Raw genomic sequence first — 18,779 nt, 5'->3', positions numbered from 1 at the left:
CCTGTAGCCTCTCCTGTAGACATCAGGACCGGAGCGTACTCCGGCCCTGAAATGTCTGGTCAGCCGCCGAGCTGTTTCTCTTTGATCTCGGCCAGCGTCTTGCAGTCGATGCAGAGGGTGGCGGTCGGGCGGGCTTCCAGACGGCGGATGCCGATCTCAACGCCGCAGGCATCGCAGTAGCCGTAGTCGTCTTCGTCGATCCGTTCCATCGCTTCGTCGATCTTGCGGATCAGTTTGCGCTCACGGTCACGCGTTCTCAACTCGAGGCTGAATTCCTCTTCCTGGCTGGCCCGGTCGCTCGGGTCGGCGAAGTTGGATGCTTCTTCCTTGAGATGCGTAATGGTGCTGTCCACTTCTTCCATCAACTGGTGTTTCCAGTTCAACAGGATGGCGCGGAAGTGATCTTTCTGCGCATCGTTCATGTACTCCTCACCCGTATCAAGCGGATAAGGTTCGAAGTGTGTGAACTGAGATTCGGTTGTATTTGGCATTGGCGCAGCCTCACATCTAGGGCCGTTTTGACGAGGTTTTCCCGGTGCCGGGCCCTGATCCTGATTAGGGAAACCGCAGTGCGCGGTATCTCAAAAGCCGGTGAAATTACCAGAAGCCTTCCATTTAGGCTAGACCTGTTCGGTGGATTTGCGCACTTTACGTGACCGCTTTGATCCAGCTCCAGAGCGCCAGATTACGACCTTGGTCGCTCTGCTTCAACGGGTGGGGCGGGTATACTCTGGCTCAGTTCAACGGAGGGTATAAGGTGAGTGCAAAAAACTGGAGTTCAAGAGCCAGGGCGATCGATTCATTCAAGGTGATGGATCTGCTCAAGCGTGCGCGAGAGCTGGATGATCAGGGCTTTGATGTGGTCCATATGGAGGCGGGCGAGCCAGACTTCAGCGCCGCGCCGCTGGTCAAGGCGGCCGCCAGCAAGCTGATCGACGCTGGCAGCATCCAGTACACCCCGGCCGGGGGCATTGCCCCGCTGCGCCAGCGCATCGCGCAGTTTTACGCCGAGCGCTACGGTGTGCATATCGGCCCCGAGCGGGTACTGGTGACGCCGGGTGCCTCCGGCGGTTTGCTGCTGGCCTTTGCCCTGCTGGCCGAAAAAGACAGCAGTTTTATGATGGCGGATCCCGGTTATCCCTGTAATCCGCAGTTCTTGCGACTGGTCGAGGCGCGGGCGCAGCGGGTGAGGGTGGATGCATCGACCAATTTTCAGCTCACCGCCGAACTGGTGCGGGAACACTGGCAGCCCGATACCGCCGGCGTTCTGCTGGCCTCGCCGGCAAACCCTACAGGCTCAGTCGTACCGCCGGATGAGATGGCCAAGATCGCCGCGGTGGTACGTGAGCTGGGTGGCGAGCTGATCGTCGACGAGCTCTATCACGGCCTCACCTATGGCTTCGATGCCGAGACCGCGCTGGCGCTGGACTCCGACGTGATCGTCATGAACAGCTTCTCGAAGTATTTCGGCATGACTGGCTGGCGGTTGGGTTGGCTGGTTGGGCCTGCGGATGCGGTGGCCGAGATGGAAAAGGTGGCGCAGAACCTGTTTATCTCACCGCCCACCATCTCCCAGCATGCGGCCCTGGCCTGTTTCGAGCCGGAGTCGATCGAGCTTTTCGAACAGCGTCGGGTCGAGTTTGGCAAGCGGCGGGATCTGCTTGTTTCCGGTCTGCGTGAGCTGGGCTTTGGTATCGCCCGGCCGCCGGAAGGGGCGTTTTATGTCTACGCCGATGCCAGCCACCTCACCGATAACAGCTTTGACTGGTGCTGGTCGCTGCTGGAAGAGGATAAGGTGGCGGCAACGCCCGGTGCGGATTTTTCTCGCTTCGATGCCGAGCGTTACGTGCGCTTCTCCTACACCACCGGGCTTGATCGTATCGAGCTGGCGCTGGAGAGGCTGGCGAAGCGCGGCGCCCGTTAAATGTCGACGAGGACCTTGCCCCCTTCAACCCGACAGCGCAGCTGGTCCAGCTTCTCGCCGGGGCAGGGGCCGGCGATGCACTCGCCCTCATCGATGGTGAACAGGGCACCGTGGGTGGCGCACTGGATGTACTGTTTCTCGTAGTCGAGAAACTGGTCCGGCTGCCACTCCAGGCGGATGCCGCGATGGGGGCAGTTGTTGCGATAGGCGAACACCTGCTCGCCGCGGCGGATCAATAGCAGCGCGTCGAGTTCGATATCGAAGCCTCGGCCCTCTCCATCCGGCAGTTCGTCCAGTTTGCAGATCTCCTGCATCGGCTTTCCCATTTGTTTAGACTGATTTTTATGACTGAATTTGATGATCAGTTTTCATTAAACTAAGGCGCTGATTTTACGGTGGGAGAGATTCATTTGCCCAGTATTAGCCGGTCTCCGGTGTTATTTCGGCTGGTATTACTGCTGGCGCTGTTGCTGTTGAGCTTTGTCAGCCTGAACTTTGGTGCGCTACAGCTGGAACCTGGCGCCTGGCTGGCGCCAGACAGCGACCAGGGGCGGGTGCTCTACCAGTTGCGCTTACCAAGACTGCTGCTGGCGCTGTTCGCCGGTGCGCTGTTGGCCTGCACCGGTGCCGCGGCCCAGTCACTGTTTCGTAATCCGTTGGCGGATCCTTCGCTGATCGGTGTCTCCGCCGGTGCAGCTCTGGCCGTAGTCACGCTGATGGTGTTCGCCGGTGGTTGGCTGGTACAGCATCGCTTTGCCGAGTTTGCCATGCCGCTGACCGCATTTATGGGTGGCCTGGCCTCCACCTGGCTGGTGATGAGGCTGTCGCGCTCCCTCGCGGGTGTATCGGTGACTACGCTGCTGCTCACCGGGATGGCGATCAATGCTATCGCCCTGGCCGGTATCGGCGCTCTCAAGTATCTCTCCGATGAGCTGACACTGCGCCAGGCGAGCTTCTGGCTGATGGGCAACTTCAGCGTGCAGGGCTGGCTGCCGGTCATTGTGCTTAGCTGTGTTGCCTTCCCCGTGCTGATGTTGTTGGCGCGGGAGGGGCGCGAACTCAACCTGCTGCTGCTGGGTGTTTCTCAGGCCCAACTGCTGGGTGTGGATGTGATCAAGCTGCAGCGCCGCCTGGTGGTGCTCTGTGCGCTGGGCGTGGGCTCTGTGGTGGCTTTTGGTGGCCTGATCAGCTTTGTGGGCCTGATTGTGCCGCACCTGGTGCGTTTGCTCAGCGGGCCTGATAACCGCCATCTGCTGCCGCACTCGGCGCTGTTGGGGGCGTTTTTCCTCGGTCTCGCGGATCTGCTGTCGCGCATGCTGGCCAGTCCTGCTGAGCTGCCGATCGGTATTTTGACCGCTTTGGTGGGCGGACCTTTCTTCCTGTTTGTACTGCTCTACCGGATGCGACGTGGAGGCGGCTATGCTTGAAGCGCGCACACTGGCGTTTGAGGGCGGCGGCTCACGACGTATCAGGCCCCTTGATCTGCAGCTGCAGGGTGGCGCTATCCACGTAGCATTGGGTCCAAACGGGTCCGGCAAATCGACGCTGCTGGCGCTGCTTAGTGGCCTGCTCGAACCCGGTTCCGGTGAGGTGTTACTGCGTGGGCGTAACCTGCATCGATACCCGCTTGCCGAGCGTGCCCGCCATCTGGCGGTGATGCTGCAGAGCCAGCCGCTGGACTTCGCCTTCCCGGTACGGGAGGTCATCGCCATGGGCGGTTATCCACTGGATCTCAGCCTGCCGGAGCTGGACCAGCGTATCGAACAGCTGGCGGCGGGGCTGGATATCGCACATCTGCTGGATCGCAGTTATCTAAGCCTGTCCGGGGGCGAGGCGCAGCGTGTTCAGCTGGCGCGGGTGCTGGCGCAGCGCGGGCGAGAGCCTTCGCTGATTCTGCTGGATGAGCCGCTGACGGCGCTGGATCTCAAACATCAGCATCAGGCGCTGACGCTGCTGCGGCAATTGGCTGCGGAGGGATACTCGATCTTTATCGTGCTGCACGACCTGAATCTGGCGGCCTGCTATGCCGACAGGGTCTTGCTGATGCGCGAGGGTGAACTGGTCGCGCAGGGGCTATGCGCCGAGGTGATGACCGCCGAGACCCTGTCCGCGCTGTATGACGTGCGTATCGAACGCTACGAATCATCCGGCGGACAGGCGCTGTTCAGCAGTTCGGGCGGGGGTTAGTCTTCGATCAGCTTCTGGCCGCGCAGCTGGGCCAGCAGTTGTTCGATTGCCTCGTCGTCGCGGGTATCCACATCCAGAGTGACCAGGCTCTCTTCAGCGGTGATCGGGTGCAGAAGCTCCTGCTGGCGCAGCATCACCTCCACATCGGCATCGGAGGGATCCGTACCCTCTTCAGCACGCCGCTTCAGCCTTGCCTCGATCAGATTCTGGTCGCAGTGGCAGCTGATGATCCTGACATCAACCTGCTCTTTTGCCGCCATCTGGCGGAACAGATTGCGACCGCGCAGGCGGATAAAGGTGGCATCCACCACCACACTGATCCCCGCACGCAGCATGGCACGGGTGCTGTCCAGCAAGTGATTGAAGGTGCGCAGGTTCATGTCAGAGCCGTATAGCTCAAGCTGCTGGCTGCGCGATGCCTCGCGATAGATCCGCTTGCGCTCCACATCGGAACGGATGCGGATGGCGCCCATCGCCTCGAACAGACGCTTGCTCAGGTAGCTTTTGCCGCTGCCGCTGACGCCGTGCATCAACAGCAGGAATGGCGGCTTGGGTGTGCAGTAGCGCTCTGTCAGTTTGAGGTAATGACGGAAAGCGTCGATATCCGGGTGATCGCCGAGCATGGCGACCTTGGCGCGCACCATGGAGCGATACGCCTTGTAAAAATCGAGTAGCACCAGGCCGTCATAATCCCCAGTCAATTCCAGGTAGCGGTTCAGACAACGGTTAGCCCAGCGGAACTGTCCGTTCGCTTCCAGGTCCATCAGCAGGAACGCCAGATCGCAGATGGTGTCTATCCAGCGGAACTGCAGGTTGAACTCGATGCAGTCGAACAGGCGCAGATGGCCCTGGTACAGGGTAACGTTGCCCAGATGCAGGTCACCATGGCACTCGCGAATATGCCCCTGGCGCTTGCGCGCGGCCAGAGTGTCCTTGAGGGCTTCGAAACGCTGCTTGGTATAGCTTTCGAGCCTTTCAAGGAGTGCGATGTCATCGCTGGAAAGGCGGGATTTGTCCAGGTGCGCATAGTTGTCGAAGACCACGCCGGAGATAGTTTCCGGTCCACCCCAGGGACTGTCCTGGGCCACGATCGGAATACGTTTGTGGAAATCGGCGATTTGTGCGGCCAGGACATCGATCCACTTGGCCTGAAACTGGTGGCGCTGCAGCAGTTGATCCAGGCGCTGGCCCGATTCGAACTGGCGCATGCGTACGGCGTACTCGATCGGCGCGGAAGCGTCGCCCAGCAATGGCGCTGATTCAGTGCCGCTGATCGGTACGACCGCCTCGTAGATATCGGGCGCCAGGCGCTGGTTCAGGCGCAGCTCCTCCTCGCAGCAGTAACGTCGCTGCTCGAGGGTAGTGAAATCGAGAAAACCGAAATTGACCGGTTTCTTGATCTTGTACGCGTAGTCGCCGGTGAGCAGCAGCCAGGAGATGTGAGTCTCTATCACCTCGATCTCAGTGACCGGGTGGGGGTAGTGCTCGGGCAGGCGCAAGCGTTGGATCAGTTCTGGTACCATGACGCGCATTCAGTTGATAAAGCTCCGGATTATACTGACACGATGAGTAAAAAGAGAAATAGCCGCAAGCCCGCACGGGGTCGCAAGACCTCCCGTTCCTGGTTCAGAAAGCTGCTTGGGCCCCTGCTCAAGCTGGCGCTGGTGCTCTCGGTGGTCGCTGCAGCGGGGCTTGTTTATCTCGATGCCCAGGTGCGGGAAAAATTTGAAGGCAAGCGTTGGGCGCTGCCCGCCAAGGTCTATGCCCGGCCGCTGGAACTCTATCCGGGGCAGGCGTTGACGGCCGATGATTTCAAAATCGAGCTGCAGGCGCTGGGCTATCGCTCCGTCTCCTCTGCGAGTCGTCCCGGCAGCGTGCACTGGTCTGGCAACAGCGCCCGTATCGTAACCCGCAGCTTCCCTTTCCCCGATGGTGAGGAAGCCTCCCGTACGCTGCAACTGGACTTTGGCTCCGGTAGTTTGCAGCGCCTGCGGGACGGCGGTGGCCGTTCGCTGTCGCTGGTGCGGATGGAGCCGATGCTGATCGGTGGTATCTATCCTAAGGATAACGAAGATCGGGACCTGATTCGCCTGGAAGATGCGCCGCCCGCGTTGCCTGCGGCGCTGATCGCCGTGGAAGACAGGGATTATTACGACCATTACGGTGTTTCCCTGCGCGGTATCGCCCGTGCCATGTGGGTCAATATCCAGGCCGGTCGCTTTGTGCAGGGTGGCAGTACTCTGACTCAGCAGCTGATCAAGAACTTCTACCTGACCTCGGATCGTACTCTGGTGCGCAAGCTGCTTGAGATGCCGATGGCGGTGCTGCTCGATCTGCACTACGACAAAAACGATATCCTCGAAGCTTACCTGAACGAGGTTTACCTGGGGCAGTCTGGCGCCCGCGCCATCCATGGCTTCGGTATGGGAAGTCGTTATTACTTCGGCCGTCCCGTGGGAGAGCTGTCACTGGCGCAGTCGGCGCTGCTGGCGGGTCTGGTGAAAGGGCCCTCTTACTTCGATCCCCGGCGTCATCCGGAGCGCGCGCTGGAGCGGCGTAACCTGGTGCTGCGCCTGATGAAAGATCAGGAGAAGATCGATGAAGAGCAGTATCAGGCCGCCATCGAAGAGCCCCTGGGTGTGGTAGAGCAGGGCGGTCTGCGCAAGGGCGCTTACCCCGCTTACCTGGATCTGGTGAAGCGTCAGTTGCAGGAGGAGTACCGCGATGAGGATCTCAGCTCCGAAGGTCTGCGTGTCTTCACTGCCCTGGATCCGCTGGTGCAGGCCCGCGCCGAGGGGGCTCAGCAGGACTGGCTGAAAAAACTGGAAAGTGGTTACAAGCTCCCCGCCAATGAGCTGGAAAGCAGCATGGTAGTGGCGGATCCGCAGACCGGTGAGATTCTCTCGGTAATCGGTGGTCGTAACAGCAGCTATGAAGGTTTCAACCGGGCGTTGGATGCACTGCGTCCGGTGGGGTCGCTGGTCAAGCCGGCGGTTTACCTGACGGCGCTGGAGCAGGGGTATACCCTGGCTTCACGGGTTGAGGATGAAGCCTTCGATCTGGAACTGCCCAACGGTGATATCTGGTCGCCGGACAATTTTGATCACAAGAGCCACGGCGAGGTGCCGCTGCATTACGCACTGTCGCGCTCCTATAACCAGGCCACGGCTAAGCTCGGTCTGGATATCGGTGTCGACAAGGTGGTCGATATGCTGGAGCGGCTTGGTGTGGATCGGGAGCTGAAACCCTACCCGTCGCTGCTGCTCGGTGCCCAGGCGCTGTCGCCACTGGAGGTAGCCGGTGTCTACCAGACCATCGCGGCCAACGGTTTCCGTGTGCCGTTGCGGGCGATCCGCTCGGTTACCGATGCCGAGGGTGAAGAGCTGTCACGTTATCCGTTCAAACTGCGTCAGCAGGTCGATCCCCGGTTGGTGCACCTGATTCAGTACGCCATGCAGGAGGTCGCTCGCGAGGGCACCGGCCGTTACGCCTACTCGGTGCTGCCCAATAACCTGAATATCGCCGGCAAAACCGGCACCTCCAACGGTCAGCGAGACAGCTGGTTTGCCGGATTTACCGGGAATCGACTTGCGGTTGTCTGGGTGGGACGCGATGATAATGCCAGTCTGCCGTTTACCGGTTCCAGCGGCGCCCTGCGTGTCTGGACCGATTTTATGCGGCGTGAGCACCCTGAACCGTTCTATGCTTCGCGCCCTGAGGGGGTGGAGTACACCTGGATTGATGAGGCGACGGGTCTACTGTCGGACAAACGCTGCGAAGGCTCGCAGCAGCTGCCTTTCCTGGCGGGTACCGAGCCGAAGGGTAGTGTCGACTGTGGGCAGCGACGGTCGCAGTCGAATAATCCGTTGGACTGGTTCCGTGGCTGGTTCCAATGATACCGAGATCAACGAAAGGCTAGATTATGAAGAAGATCGTTCCGGCGCTGGGATTGGCGCTTTTGCTGGCGGGCTGTGCAGGTCCGAACCCTTACCGGGCGCCGGTGGAGGATCGTAGCGAAAGTCGGTCCAGCACTTTGCCACCGCCGCCAGGCAGTGTGCAGGAGGTGGATCCCAGCCCTGGTGTGAAGGTTCAGCCTATCGATGAAATGCCGGTGTTCCGCCAGCAGCGCATCGAGGTGCCTGAAGAGAGCAATGCAGGCAGCGGTACATCGGGTCAGGATGCGAGTCAGCAGACCCGTAATGCTGCAGTCGTGGCGCTGCTCGATACCGCCCAGCAGGAAACCCAGAACGGTGATCTGCGGGCCGCCCAGAATCGCCTGGAACGCGCCCTGCGTATTGCACCGCGTGATCCGCAGATCTATTACCAGCTGGCCGACGTGCAGCGCCGTCTTGGCCAGTTCCTGCAGGCGGAACAGGTGGCGTTGAAAGGTGTGAATGTGGCTTCAGGGCAGGCGCAGCAGCAGCGCCGCCTGTGGAGCCTGATCGCGCTGATCAGAAGTGACGCCGGCGACAGCGCCGGCGCCCGTGAGGCTCAGCAGAAAGCCAGCCGTTACTGAGACGGCTGGTTCAGCTGAGAAATTTCGAGGCGCACTGCTGAGGTCAGCAGTGCGATGCCGATGGCGGCCAGCAAGGTGGCGGCCATCGGATAGGCCATGACGGGCAGGGCAGAACTGCCGCTGAACGCCAGAGCTGCAGCGACACAGACTGCAGCAGCAGCGCTGAGAATGCGCGCCTGGGTAAGGCCCAGGAACAGCGCACCACTCAACACGCCAATCACCGAGGCGGCGCCAAGCACATTGGTGTACTCCTCGCCGTAACCCAGCTGCCGGTTCAGCTCAAACAGGGCGAAAAAGCCCAGCAGCAGTCTTCCCCACCCGGCAGCACTCCAGAACAGCCGCTTGCCCAGCGCATAGACCGCTGTTGCCAGCATCGGCATGCCTGCGTAGATCCCCAGATTGATGCCCAGACGCTTCAGCGTCTCCAGGTCGGCGCTGCCTTGCGGCAGCCAGGCGGCAATAACCGCCAGTGCCAGAAACAGCGCGCTTAATGACCAGGCTCCGAGCAGCACCGAGTGTGGTTTCTCGGTCTGTTTGGATCGATAGGCCCAGATGGCACTGCCGCTGGCGACCAGCAGCAGTATCAGGTCGGCGAGGGTGGTGAGTGCGCTCACAGGGCGGCGAACGCCTTGTCGGCTGCCGCCAGGGTCGCATCCAGATCCGCTTCGGTATGAGCATCGGAGATGAAGCCCGCTTCGAAGGCGGATGGTGCCAAGTAGATTCCCTCATCCAGCATGGCGTGGAAGAAGCGACCGAAGGCTTCGGTATCGCAGGCGGTGGCGCCCTTGAAGTCGGTTACTTCGGACTTGTCGGTGAAGAACAGGCCAAACATGCCGCCAACACAGTTGGTGGTGAACGGCACGTTGTGGCGTGCTGCGATCACTTCCAGACCCTGGGTGAGGTACTCGGCCTTGGCGCTCAGCGACTCATGAACATCGCCTTCGCACAGAGCGTTCAACATCGCGAGGCCCGCAGACATGGCCAGCGGGTTACCGGACAGGGTGCCCGCCTGGTACACAGGGCCCAGCGGTGCGATATGAGACATGATCTCTTTCTTGCCGCCGAATGCGCCGACCGGCAGGCCGCCGCCAATCACCTTGCCGAGGGTGGTCAGGTCAGGCTTGACGTTGTAGTAAGCCTGGGCGCCGCCGAGCGCGACGCGGAAACCGGTCATTACCTCGTCAAAGATCAGCACGGTGCCGTACTGGTCGCAGATTTCACGCAGGCCTTCCAGGAAGCCCGGCTGCGGCGGGATGCAGTTCATGTTGCCGGCCACCGGCTCGACGATGATGCAGGCGACCTGCTCGCCGACCTGGGCAAAGGCTTCGCGCACGTTATCCAGGTTGTTGTATTCCAGGGTCAGGGTGTGCTCGGCCAGGGAAGCGGGAACTCCCGGGGAGTTCGGTTCACCCAGGGTCAGCGCGCCGGAGCCTGCCTTGACCAGCAGGGAATCGGAGTGACCGTGGTAGCAGCCTTCGAATTTGACGATCTTGTCACGGCCGGTGTAACCACGGGCCAGGCGGATAGCGCTCATGGTGGCTTCGGTGCCTGAGCTCACCATGCGTACCATTTCGATGGACGGCATGATCTCGCAGACCTTGTCAGCCATCTCGGTTTCGATAGCGGTAGGGGCGCCGAAGCCGAGGCCGTTATCCAGCGCGGAACGCACCGCGTCCATCACCGGCGGGAAGTTGTGGCCGAGAATCATAGGGCCCCAGGAACCGACGTAGTCGATGTACTGCTTGTCGTCTTCGTCGATCAGGTAGGCGCCTTCGCCCTTTTTAAAGAAAACCGGAGTGCCGCCAACACCCTTGAATGCGCGGACCGGGGAGTTAACACCACCGGGAATATGGGCCTGGGCGGCCTTGAACAGAGCTTCGGAACCTGACATGGGTGCCTTCCTTAAATCTTTAATGGATGAAACTGGAATTCAACGGGCAAACAGGCGGCTGAATGCCTGGGCGCGGGTCTCGATGTCGTCGGCTGCAAAGAGAGCATGAACCACGGCGACCAGGTCCGCGCCGGCGGAAATAACCTGGCTGGCATTATCCACACTGAGACCGCCAATCGCCACTATCGGGCAGTCCAGCTGCTGCCGCGCCTGCTGCAGCAGAGTCAGCGGCGCCGGCTGGGCGTTGGGCTTGGTTTTGGAGGCGAAGAAAGCGCCGAAGGCGACGTAATCTGCGCCACCTTCCCTGGCCTGCAGGGCAAGGTCGAGCTGGTCGTGGCAGGTGATGCCGATAATGGCGTCGGGCCCCAACAGGTCGCGGGCCTGCTGCAGCGAACCATCGGTCTGGCCCAAATGAACACCGCTGGCGCCGGAGTCAAAAGCCAGCTGGGCGTCGTCATTGATCAGCAGCGGTACCTGGTATTGCTGGCAAAGCTGGTTCAGGGCGCGGGCCTGGCGCAGGCGTTTGTCGCTGTCATCGGATTTGTCCCGATACTGGATCAGGCTGGCGCCGCCACGCAGGGATTTTTCAACCGCATCGAGCAGCGTGCGGTCATCGGGCATAAGAGTGGAATCGGTGATGCCGTATAGGCCGGGTTTAACTGCGTTCATAGTGCCTGTCTGTGGTGGTAGAACTCTTCGATCTGGCGGTGGCTGATCACGCCGAGAGGTTTGTCCTGGTTACTGACAACCAGCAGTGCGCTGACGCCCTTGGCGCTCATCAGCTCCCAGGCCTCGTGTAGGGTGGAGCGGGAGTAGATGTTGATCGCATCCTGGCGTGTAGCCGGGATCTGCATCAGGTCGATGGTGGCGGGTTTATCCTTCTCGCCACTGCCCTTCTCGCCAATGTTGTTCTCTAGCCAGCTTCTGATATCGCCCGGCGGCATCAGTGCCCGTTCATCCTGGCGCTCGACCAGAATCCAGCGCGGCGAACTTTGCAGCAGTCGCTTCAGCAGTTCCGGCGTGCTTTGGCCCGGGGTTGAGATAAAGTCCCGGTCCATCAGGCTGCCGACAGCAGCGCGCGAGAGCGCCTGGGCCACCGGCGCCTGGTTAATATCCAGCCCCTGGGCCTGGAGCATCGCCTGGAATGCGGAGGGGCGCTTGAACAGGGAACGCAGCGTCAGGTTGCTGATGACGATGGCGATCATGCCGGGCAGGATAATCGCCGAGTTGTCGGTGAGTTCCAGCAGGGCGATCAACGCGGCCAACGGGGCATTCAGCACCGCTCCCATCATCGAGCCCATGCCGATAATAGCGAACAGGTCGGTGGAGATATCCAGACCCAGGTGGCGGGCGGTGCCGGCCAGCAGGGCGCCACCGACGGCGCCGATCACCAGTGAAGGGCCGATCAGACCGCCGGGAATGCCCATGGCGATCACGAAGGGGGTCAGTAGCGTCTTGCAGATCAGTAGCAGGAGCAGAAATTCCAGATGGTCCGGGTTTTGAAATACGCCTTCGATACTGTCGTAACCTGTGCCCATCACCTCGGGTAGAGCCATGGAAATGGTGCCGGCAATAAAGCCTGCAAACAGCAATCGGATCGCCAGCGGTACCCGCCTCAGTCGCAGCGTTTGCTGCAGGGTGCCGATAAAAGCGGCGGCGAGAAGGCCAATGCCGAGCCCCAGAATGAGCAGCAGCGGCAGGTCATGCAGCATATCCAGCGGCAGCGTCGGCAGGCTCAGGCCTTCGGCGCGCCCCAGCGTTACCTGCATAAATACATCGGCGACCACCGCCGCGACAATGATCGGGATAAAACCGAGGATGCTGTACTCCAGCAGCACCACCTCCATGGCGAAGATGACGCCCGCCAGCGGGGTGTTAAAGACCGCTGAAATAGCCGCGGCCGTACCGCAGCCGATCAGTATGCGCAGGGTGTTGTTAGGCAGTTTCATCCACTGCCCGATCAAGCTGCTGCAGCTGCCCCCAAGATAGACGGCCGGGCCCTCGCGACCCACGCTATGGCCACTGCCCAGAGCAATGGCGCCGCCAATAAACTGGGTAATCAGGTTAGTGAGCGATAACTTGCCTTGGTGGTAATTAAGCCTGGCCATCAGGTGCGGAATACCCACCGAGCGAGAAGCTACGGGAAGGGCATAAAGCAGGCCGATCAGCAGCAGGCTACCGACGACGGGAAAGGCGAAACGCTGCCACAGCGGCAGGGATTCAAAGTGCTCGCTGATACCGGCGGGGAGTAGCCAAAGTTGAGGCAGCTCTATCGCCAGACGGAAGAGCAGGATGACCAGTCCGGTGGATAAACCGGACAGCACACCCAGTACCACCAGCTGGGGCAGGGCGTCGAAATGGGTCAGTCGTTGCCTGAAGCGTTCAAGCCAGGGCATGCGGCGGATCTCTATACGCATTCGATAGTCAATGAACTAGTGTGTCGTTATGATACTTGTTATACGCCGCCGATTCCTTCGGCTTTTGGCGTGCTTAACAAGATTAACAGTTCTGAAAAGTGGATGAGAGGTTGCCGTGGTCAGGGTAGGTATTGTTGGTGGTACGGGCTATACAGGCGTCGAACTGCTGCGTCTTCTGGCGAATCACCCGGAAGTCAGTGTTGAAGTCATTACGTCGCGCTCTGAAGAGGGTGTACGTGTTGCTGACATGTTCCCCAACCTGCGCGGTCATTATGACCTGGCGTTCACTGTTCCGGATATCGAGCGCCTGGCCGCCTGTGATGTCGTGTTCTTCGCTACACCGCACGGCGTCGCCATGTCCATGGCGCCGGAGCTTGTTGCGCGCGGCGTAAGAATTATCGACCTGGGCGCGGACTTCCGTATCAAGGACGTGCCGCTCTGGGAAAAATGGTACAAGCTGGAGCATACCTGCCCGGACCTGGTTGAAAAGGCGGTTTATGGTCTGCCTGAGGTCAATCGCGAAGCGATCGCGGGCGCACAGCTGGTGGCCTGCGCCGGTTGCTACCCGACCGCGACCCAGCTCGGTTACCTGCCGCTGCTGGAACAGGGGTTGGTGGATCATCGCCGCCTGATCGCTGACTGCAAATCCGGTGTCAGTGGCGCTGGCCGTGGCGCCAGTGTCGGTACTCTGCTGTGTGAAACCAGCGAAAGCATGAAAGCCTACGGTGCGTCAGGCCATCGTCATCTTCCGGAAATTCGCCAGGGTCTTGGCAATGCAGCCGGTCGTCCGGTTGGCCTGACCTTCGTGCCGCACCTGACGCCGATGATTCGTGGTATCCACGCAACGCTCTATTCCGTACTCAAGGATCCGGTCGATCCGGGCCTGCAGCAGCTGTTTGAAGAACGCTTCGCCAACGAGCCGTTTGTGGATGTGATGCCGGCCGGCAGTCATCCGGAAACCCGCAGCGTGAAGGGCTCCAACTACTGCCGTATCAGCGTTCATCGCCCGCAGGATGATGACACCGTGGTGGTACTGTCGGTGATCGATAACCTGGTGAAAGGTGCTTCCGGTCAGGCAGTGCAGGTGATGAATATCATGTTCGGGCTGAAGGAAACTGCCGGCCTGAATGTGGTGGGGTTGATGCCTTAATACTTGACTAAAACGGTTGGTATAAGGGAGAATTCAGCCTCAAGTGGAGGATTTCTAGTCATATGAGCGAAAACGTACAGGATACGTCGCTGGAGTTTACCGAAGCGGCGGCGGCTAAAGTCCGGGGGCTGATTGAAGAGGAACAGAACGACAACCTTAAACTGCGTGTTTATATCACCGGCGGCGGTTGCGCGGGGTTCTCTTACGGCTTCACGTTCGACGAAGACAAGGCCGATGACGATACAGAGATCGTGAGAAGCGGCGTGACGTTGCTGGTTGATCCGATGAGCTTCCAGTACCTGGCCGGCTCTGTGGTCGATTACAGGGAAGGTCTGCAGGGCTCTCAGTTTATCGTCAACAACCCCAACGCGACCACGACCTGCGGTTGCGGATCATCCTTCTCTATCTGATTCTTCCCTGACTCAGACTATCAAAATGCCGGGCTTGCCCCGGCATTTCTGTTTTCAAAGCCCAGGTTTCAGAGTCCAGTTTTCTGTGTCAGCTATCTTGTATCAAGCAGGGTAGATAGCGCCCAGAATCCGTTCGCCCGCTGCGCCTGTAACGGCAGGTAGATTGCCGCTCAGCGCGCTATCGGTGCGCCAGGCAAGCCAGGCAAAGGCAGCGGCCTCGACCCAGTCGGGATCGAGGCCCAGGGTGGCCGTGGATTGCACGTTTGAGCCCGGTGCATGCCGCGCGATGCGCTGCATAAGATGCAGGTTTCGAGCGCCGCCGCCGCAGATATAAAGCTCGGGCGAGCTCATCCCCAGTGATGCCACCGCGTGGCAGATCGAGATGGCGGTGAATTCTGCCAGTGTTGCCTGCACGTCCTCGGCTCCGATGGGGCTGATGTTGTTCAGGTGGATGCTCAGCCAATCCATGCTGAACAGTTCGCGACCGGTGCTTTTGGGCGGCGGTAGCTGGAAGAAGGGTTCGTCGAGTAGACGCTCGAGTAACTCGGAATTAACCATGCCGCTGGCGCCCCAGGCTCCATCCTGATCGTAAGCCTTACTCTGTTGCAGGCTAATCCACTCGTCCAGCAATACATTGCCGGGGCCGGTATCGAAACCGATCACCATTTGCTCGGTATCGCCCGGAAGACTGGTCAGGTTCGCCATGCCGCCAATATTGATGATGACACGATCCGTACCGCTCTTCTGGAACAGCGCCCGATGGAAAGCGGGGACCAGTGGTGCTCCCTGACCGCCGGCGGCCAGGTCCCGTCGGCGAAAGTCGGCGATGGTCTTGATGCTGGTCTGCTCAGCGATCCGGCTGGGGTCGCCGGACTGGAGCGTAAAGCCGAGGGAAGGACGGTGACGAAGGGTCTGGCCGTGGCTGCCAATTGCCGCGATCTCTGAGCGAGGGATAGGGTTGGCCTCGATCAGATTATTGGCAGCTTCGGCGAACAGGTCAGCCAGGTCTTTGTCCAGCACACCCAGTTTATCGATCGACTCTCCCTTGCCGGTAGCCATGTCGAGGATGCGCTGCTTGAGTTCAGCGCTGATTGGGGTGCTATGGGTGGCGATAATCTCGAAGCCGGGCTCGAAGCGAGCCAGGACCGCGTCAACGCCGTCGACGCTGGTACCTGACATCAGTCCCAGGTAAAGGGGCATGACTTAGTTGCTCAGTTCGTTGGTTTGCGTGTTGTCAGCCATGGCCAGCGCCGGTTGGCCAGCATCCAGCATCGCCATCAGCTGTGCTGATTGCTTGTTGAACGCGGCAAGTTCAGCTTTAGGAACCGGGCTGGCGTGGGGCAGATCCACGGTAACCGGGTTTTTATGCACGCCATTGACGCGGAATTCGTAATGCAGATGCGGGCCGGTGGCGGTGCCGGACATGCCGACGTAGCCGATGATATCGCCCTGTTTGACGCGTGAGCCGTTGGATAGGCCGGATTTGTAACCGTTCATATGCGCGTACAGGGTAGTGATGTTGCCGCCGTGCTGAACAATGATGGTGCGTCCATAACCGCCTTTGGTGCCGCGCCAGATGATCTTACCGTCGCCGGCTGCCTTGATCGCCGTGCCTGTCGAGGCGGCATAGTCGGTGCCGCGATGGGGGCGTTTCTTGCCCAGCACCGGGTGAAAGCGTTCGGGATTGAAGTTGGAGCTGATGCGGCGGAAGTCTACGGGAGAGCGCAGGAACGCCTTGCGCATGCTCATCCCTTGCGGAGTGTAATAGTTACTGTCGCCATGGCTGTCGGTAAAGCGCACCGCCTGGACGAGGCGACCGTCGTTGACGAACTCCACGGCCAGGATGTCGCCTTCGCCGATTTTTTCGTCATCCAGGTACTTCTCTTCGTAAAGTACGCGGAAGTGGTCGCCCTTGCGGATATCCAGCGCGAAGTCCACGTCCCAGCCCAGTACCTGGGCCATCTGCATGATCATGCGGCTGGATAGGCCAGCGCGCTCTGCATCGACAAACAGCGAGTTGCTGATCACGCCGCTGGCGGTTTGCTGCTCGATACGTGGTTCCAGGGTCGTCCGGTCGATAGAGTAACCGCTGTCATTACGCACCAGTTCAACAGTGTTCAGGCGATCCTCGGCAAAGCGCATTTTCTCCAGCTTGCCGCCTTCGATCAGGAAGGAGATCGTTTGTCCCGGGTAGAGGCGGGATAGCTCTCCCGACTCCTTGGTGGCCTGGCTGACCTGGTACACATCCCGTGCGGAAAGGCCGGCTCTCTGGAACAGGGTGCTGAGGCTGTCGCCACTACGCACCTCAAAATCTATCCAGTTTTCGATAATCGGTGCCGGTGCTTCGGCGAGCGCCTGTGGAGTTTCTGCGACTTCGTCACTCAATGGATTGACGGTTTCGCTCTCAGGATCGAGGGATAAGGTATCCGAAGATGCGGTATCGGTGCTGCTCAAAGGCAGAGTTGCCAGTGGCTGGTCGCCGGGCTGAATGATTTTCAGAGTGCTGCGGGTGGCCTCAACCTCTTCAGAGGGAAGCAGTAACAGCGTAGTGCCAATAATGGCGGTACAGATAGAAGCAGCAGCGAGGTGGACTCTAGGAAGGCTGATAACAAAACTGGAGGCTTTTCGGATCACGGTGTCACCTGAGCGTACTGAAATTAGAAACGATGGCAATATGACTGCCGAGTATATAGAAGTTCCCTATTGTTGTGTCTGCCAGGTTGGTGATTTCTTGAGCATTTTTCGAGGGGTTTCATTTGTCTGGGTCAAGGGGCGGCGCTAAAATGCGCCCCTTGTTTTTCGAAACTGAATTTATATAGAAGGCAGCTATGAGTAAGCGGAATCTGATTGACGACCTCAAGGCGCGTGGTTTGATCGCGCAGACGACCAGCGAAGAGGAGCTGGTAGAGCATCTCGAATCAGGGCCGGTTACTCTTTATTGTGGCTTCGACCCTACCGCCGACAGTCTGCACCTGGGACACCTGGTACCCCTGTTGATGCTCAAGCGCTTCCAGGATTATGGTCATCGTCCCATCGCACTCGTCGGTGGTGCTACCGGTCTGATCGGCGATCCGAGCTTCAAGGCGCAGGAGCGTCAGCTGAACTCTGCCGAAGTGGTACAGCAGTGGAGTGACTGTCTGAAAGGGCAGATCAGCCAGTTCATCGATTTCGGTGGTGAGGATGGTGCGATCCTCGCTAACAACTATGACTGGACCTCCAATGTGGATGTGCTCAGTTTTCTGCGTGACATCGGTAAACACTTCAGTGTTAACAAGATGATCTCCAAGGAGTCTGTGAAACAGCGTATCGACCGTGATGGCGAGGGTATCTCTTTTACCGAGTTCACTTACCAGATCCTGCAGTCATACGACTACCAGAAGCTGAATGAGCTGTACGGCTGCTCCCTGCAGATCGGCGGTTCCGATCAGTGGGGCAACATCACCGGTGGTATCGAGCTGGTACGTCGGATGAACAGCAAGTCTGTTCACGCACTGACCCTGCCGCTGATTACCAAGTCGGATGGCACCAAGTTTGGTAAGACTGAAGGTGGTGCGGTATGGCTGGATCCGAAGAAAACCTCTCCTTATGCCTTCTACCAGTTCTGGCTGCAGACGCCGGATGCGGACGTTTACCGCTTCCTCAAGTTCTTCACCTTCCTTGATGTTGAGCGCATCGATGAGATCGAAGCTGAAGATAAAGCGCGTGAAGGGCGTCCTGAAGCTCAGCGTATCCTGGCGGAAGAGGCTACTCGCCTGGTGCATGGAGAGCAGGCGCTGGAAGCGGCGCGTCGTATTACCGAAGCGCTGTTCTCCGGCGATCACTCCGCGCTGGACGAGAACGACTACTCTCAGCTTCAGCTGGATGGTCTGCCGTCCTCCCAGTTGCCGGAGTCTCTGTCCGAGTTGCCGTTGACCTCGCTGTTGGTGGAAGCGGGTGTGGCCACTAACGGCAAGCAGGTTAAAGATGCACTGCAGAGAAGCGCGGTGATGATCAACGATCAGAGCTGCTCCATGGATCAGAACATGGAAACCGAAGCGCTGTTCGGTAAAGAGAATGCACGCTTCGGTCGTTTCTTCCTGGTTAAGCTGGGCAAGAAGAAGCATCACCTCTTCTTCGTCTGATCAACGGTTGGAGAGGCGATTCAGCCTTTTTGAAACTTTTTTCAAAAAGGCTGTTGACTCCCTCCGGCAGGTCTGTAGAATGCGCCTCCTCGCTTGAGACGACACGCCCTTCGGGGTTGCAGACGACCAGCGAGGCGGTTTTCCAACCACTTGAATTTCTAAG

Annotated in this window: 17 protein-coding genes; 8 read left to right on the top strand and 9 right to left on the bottom strand. The window is 59.6% G+C overall.

Translation table 11 applies throughout. The features are described from left to right. Nucleotides 1–59 precede the first annotated feature (59 nt). Nucleotides 60–491, bottom strand: coding sequence for an RNA polymerase-binding protein DksA (gene dksA / locus C4S72_RS19475; protein ID WP_104004858.1), 432 nt, complete (start codon nucleotides 489–491; stop codon nucleotides 60–62). A 266-nt stretch (nucleotides 492–757) separates the two neighbouring features. On the opposite strand from dksA, the gene C4S72_RS19470 reads away from it, so the two are divergent. Further along, nucleotides 758–1,924 carry an aminotransferase class I/II-fold pyridoxal phosphate-dependent enzyme gene (locus C4S72_RS19470; protein ID WP_235009203.1) on the top strand — a complete coding sequence of 389 codons (1,167 nt, stop codon included), beginning with the start codon at nucleotides 758–760 and terminating at the stop codon, nucleotides 1,922–1,924. Here the strand turns inward: C4S72_RS19470 and C4S72_RS19465 are convergent. Further along, on the bottom strand, nucleotides 1,921–2,238 hold the full coding sequence (locus C4S72_RS19465; protein WP_104004856.1) for a Rieske (2Fe-2S) protein: 318 nt from the start codon (nucleotides 2,236–2,238) through the stop codon (nucleotides 1,921–1,923). The genes C4S72_RS19470 and C4S72_RS19465 overlap by 4 nt on opposite strands. 96 nt (nucleotides 2,239–2,334) lie before the next feature. Here C4S72_RS19465 and C4S72_RS19460 point away from each other — a divergent pair, with 96 nt between their 5' ends. Both C4S72_RS19460 and C4S72_RS19455 read left to right on the top strand, forming a co-directional pair. After that, complete coding sequence (locus C4S72_RS19460; protein WP_235009202.1) at nucleotides 2,335–3,351, top strand: FecCD family ABC transporter permease; 1,017 nt, start codon at nucleotides 2,335–2,337, stop codon at nucleotides 3,349–3,351. Further along, a complete protein-coding gene (locus tag C4S72_RS19455) occupies nucleotides 3,344–4,111 on the top strand; it encodes a heme ABC transporter ATP-binding protein (RefSeq protein ID WP_104004855.1) in 768 nt (255 codons plus the stop codon). The genes C4S72_RS19460 and C4S72_RS19455 overlap by 8 nt, the downstream gene beginning before the upstream one ends. On the opposite strand, the gene C4S72_RS19450 is transcribed toward C4S72_RS19455, so the two are convergent. Further along, nucleotides 4,108–5,643 carry a bifunctional aminoglycoside phosphotransferase/ATP-binding protein gene (locus tag C4S72_RS19450; protein ID WP_235009201.1) on the bottom strand — a complete coding sequence of 512 codons (1,536 nt, stop codon included), beginning with the start codon at nucleotides 5,641–5,643 and terminating at the stop codon, nucleotides 4,108–4,110. The two genes, C4S72_RS19455 and C4S72_RS19450, sit on opposite strands and share 4 nt — an antisense overlap. A gap of 33 nt (nucleotides 5,644–5,676) precedes the next feature. Between C4S72_RS19450 and mrcB the strand changes: the two genes are divergently transcribed. Further along, nucleotides 5,677–8,007 carry a penicillin-binding protein 1B gene (mrcB, locus tag C4S72_RS19445; RefSeq protein WP_104004854.1) on the top strand — a complete coding sequence of 777 codons (2,331 nt, stop codon included), beginning with the start codon at nucleotides 5,677–5,679 and terminating at the stop codon, nucleotides 8,005–8,007. A 26-nt stretch (nucleotides 8,008–8,033) separates the two neighbouring features. Beyond that, complete coding sequence (locus C4S72_RS19440) at nucleotides 8,034–8,627, top strand: tetratricopeptide repeat protein (RefSeq protein WP_104004853.1); 594 nt, start codon at nucleotides 8,034–8,036, stop codon at nucleotides 8,625–8,627. Here the strand turns inward: C4S72_RS19440 and C4S72_RS19435 are convergent. From C4S72_RS19435 to C4S72_RS19420, 4 genes are read right to left on the bottom strand one after another with little or no spacing between them, the layout of a single operon-like run. Beyond that, a complete protein-coding gene (locus tag C4S72_RS19435; RefSeq protein ID WP_104004852.1) occupies nucleotides 8,621–9,241 on the bottom strand; it encodes a hypothetical protein in 621 nt (206 codons plus the stop codon). The genes C4S72_RS19440 and C4S72_RS19435 overlap by 7 nt on opposite strands. Further along, the gene (gene hemL / locus C4S72_RS19430) at nucleotides 9,238–10,518 is read right to left on the bottom strand and encodes a glutamate-1-semialdehyde 2,1-aminomutase (protein ID WP_104004851.1); all 1,281 of its coding nucleotides are present in this window, start codon (nucleotides 10,516–10,518) and stop codon (nucleotides 9,238–9,240) included. Before hemL ends, C4S72_RS19435 begins: the two co-directional genes overlap by 4 nt. 39 nt (nucleotides 10,519–10,557) lie before the next feature. Beyond that, entirely contained in the window at nucleotides 10,558–11,187 is a 630-nt protein-coding gene (gene thiE, locus C4S72_RS19425; RefSeq protein ID WP_104004850.1) for a thiamine phosphate synthase, read from the bottom strand. Then, a complete protein-coding gene (locus C4S72_RS19420; RefSeq protein ID WP_104004849.1) occupies nucleotides 11,184–12,935 on the bottom strand; it encodes a chloride channel protein in 1,752 nt (583 codons plus the stop codon). The genes thiE and C4S72_RS19420 overlap by 4 nt, the downstream gene beginning before the upstream one ends. Nucleotides 12,936–13,050: 115 nt before the next feature. Between C4S72_RS19420 and argC the strand changes: the two genes are divergently transcribed. Together argC and erpA are read left to right on the top strand one after the other, a co-directional pair. Further along, entirely contained in the window at nucleotides 13,051–14,085 is a 1,035-nt protein-coding gene (gene argC, locus C4S72_RS19415; RefSeq protein WP_104004848.1) for an N-acetyl-gamma-glutamyl-phosphate reductase, read from the top strand. Between the two features lie 62 nt (nucleotides 14,086–14,147). Beyond that, nucleotides 14,148–14,495, top strand: coding sequence for an iron-sulfur cluster insertion protein ErpA (gene erpA, locus C4S72_RS19410; RefSeq protein ID WP_104004847.1), 348 nt, complete (start codon nucleotides 14,148–14,150; stop codon nucleotides 14,493–14,495). A 102-nt stretch (nucleotides 14,496–14,597) separates the two neighbouring features. Here the strand turns inward: erpA and C4S72_RS19405 are convergent, their stop codons facing one another. Together C4S72_RS19405 and C4S72_RS19400 are read right to left on the bottom strand one after the other, a co-directional pair. After that, nucleotides 14,598–15,695: an anhydro-N-acetylmuramic acid kinase gene (locus C4S72_RS19405; RefSeq protein WP_104004846.1), complete on the bottom strand. Its 1,098-nt coding sequence runs from the start codon at nucleotides 15,693–15,695 to the stop codon at nucleotides 14,598–14,600. A gap of 3 nt (nucleotides 15,696–15,698) precedes the next feature. Next, nucleotides 15,699–17,129, bottom strand: a complete 1,431-nt coding sequence (locus C4S72_RS19400; protein ID WP_104004845.1) for an OapA family protein — start codon at nucleotides 17,127–17,129, stop codon at nucleotides 15,699–15,701. A gap of 194 nt (nucleotides 17,130–17,323) precedes the next feature. Between C4S72_RS19400 and tyrS the strand changes: the two genes are divergently transcribed. Further along, nucleotides 17,324–18,616, top strand: a complete 1,293-nt coding sequence (gene tyrS / locus C4S72_RS19395; RefSeq protein WP_104004844.1) for a tyrosine--tRNA ligase — start codon at nucleotides 17,324–17,326, stop codon at nucleotides 18,614–18,616. Nucleotides 18,617–18,779: the final 163 nt, after the last annotated feature.

Source organism: Marinobacterium lutimaris (assembly GCF_900108065.1).
Taxonomy (GTDB): domain Bacteria; phylum Pseudomonadota; class Gammaproteobacteria; order Pseudomonadales; family Balneatricaceae; genus Marinobacterium_D; species Marinobacterium_D lutimaris.
Note: the sequence above shows the minus strand (reverse complement) of the source record. Positions and strands in the feature narration are given on the sequence as shown.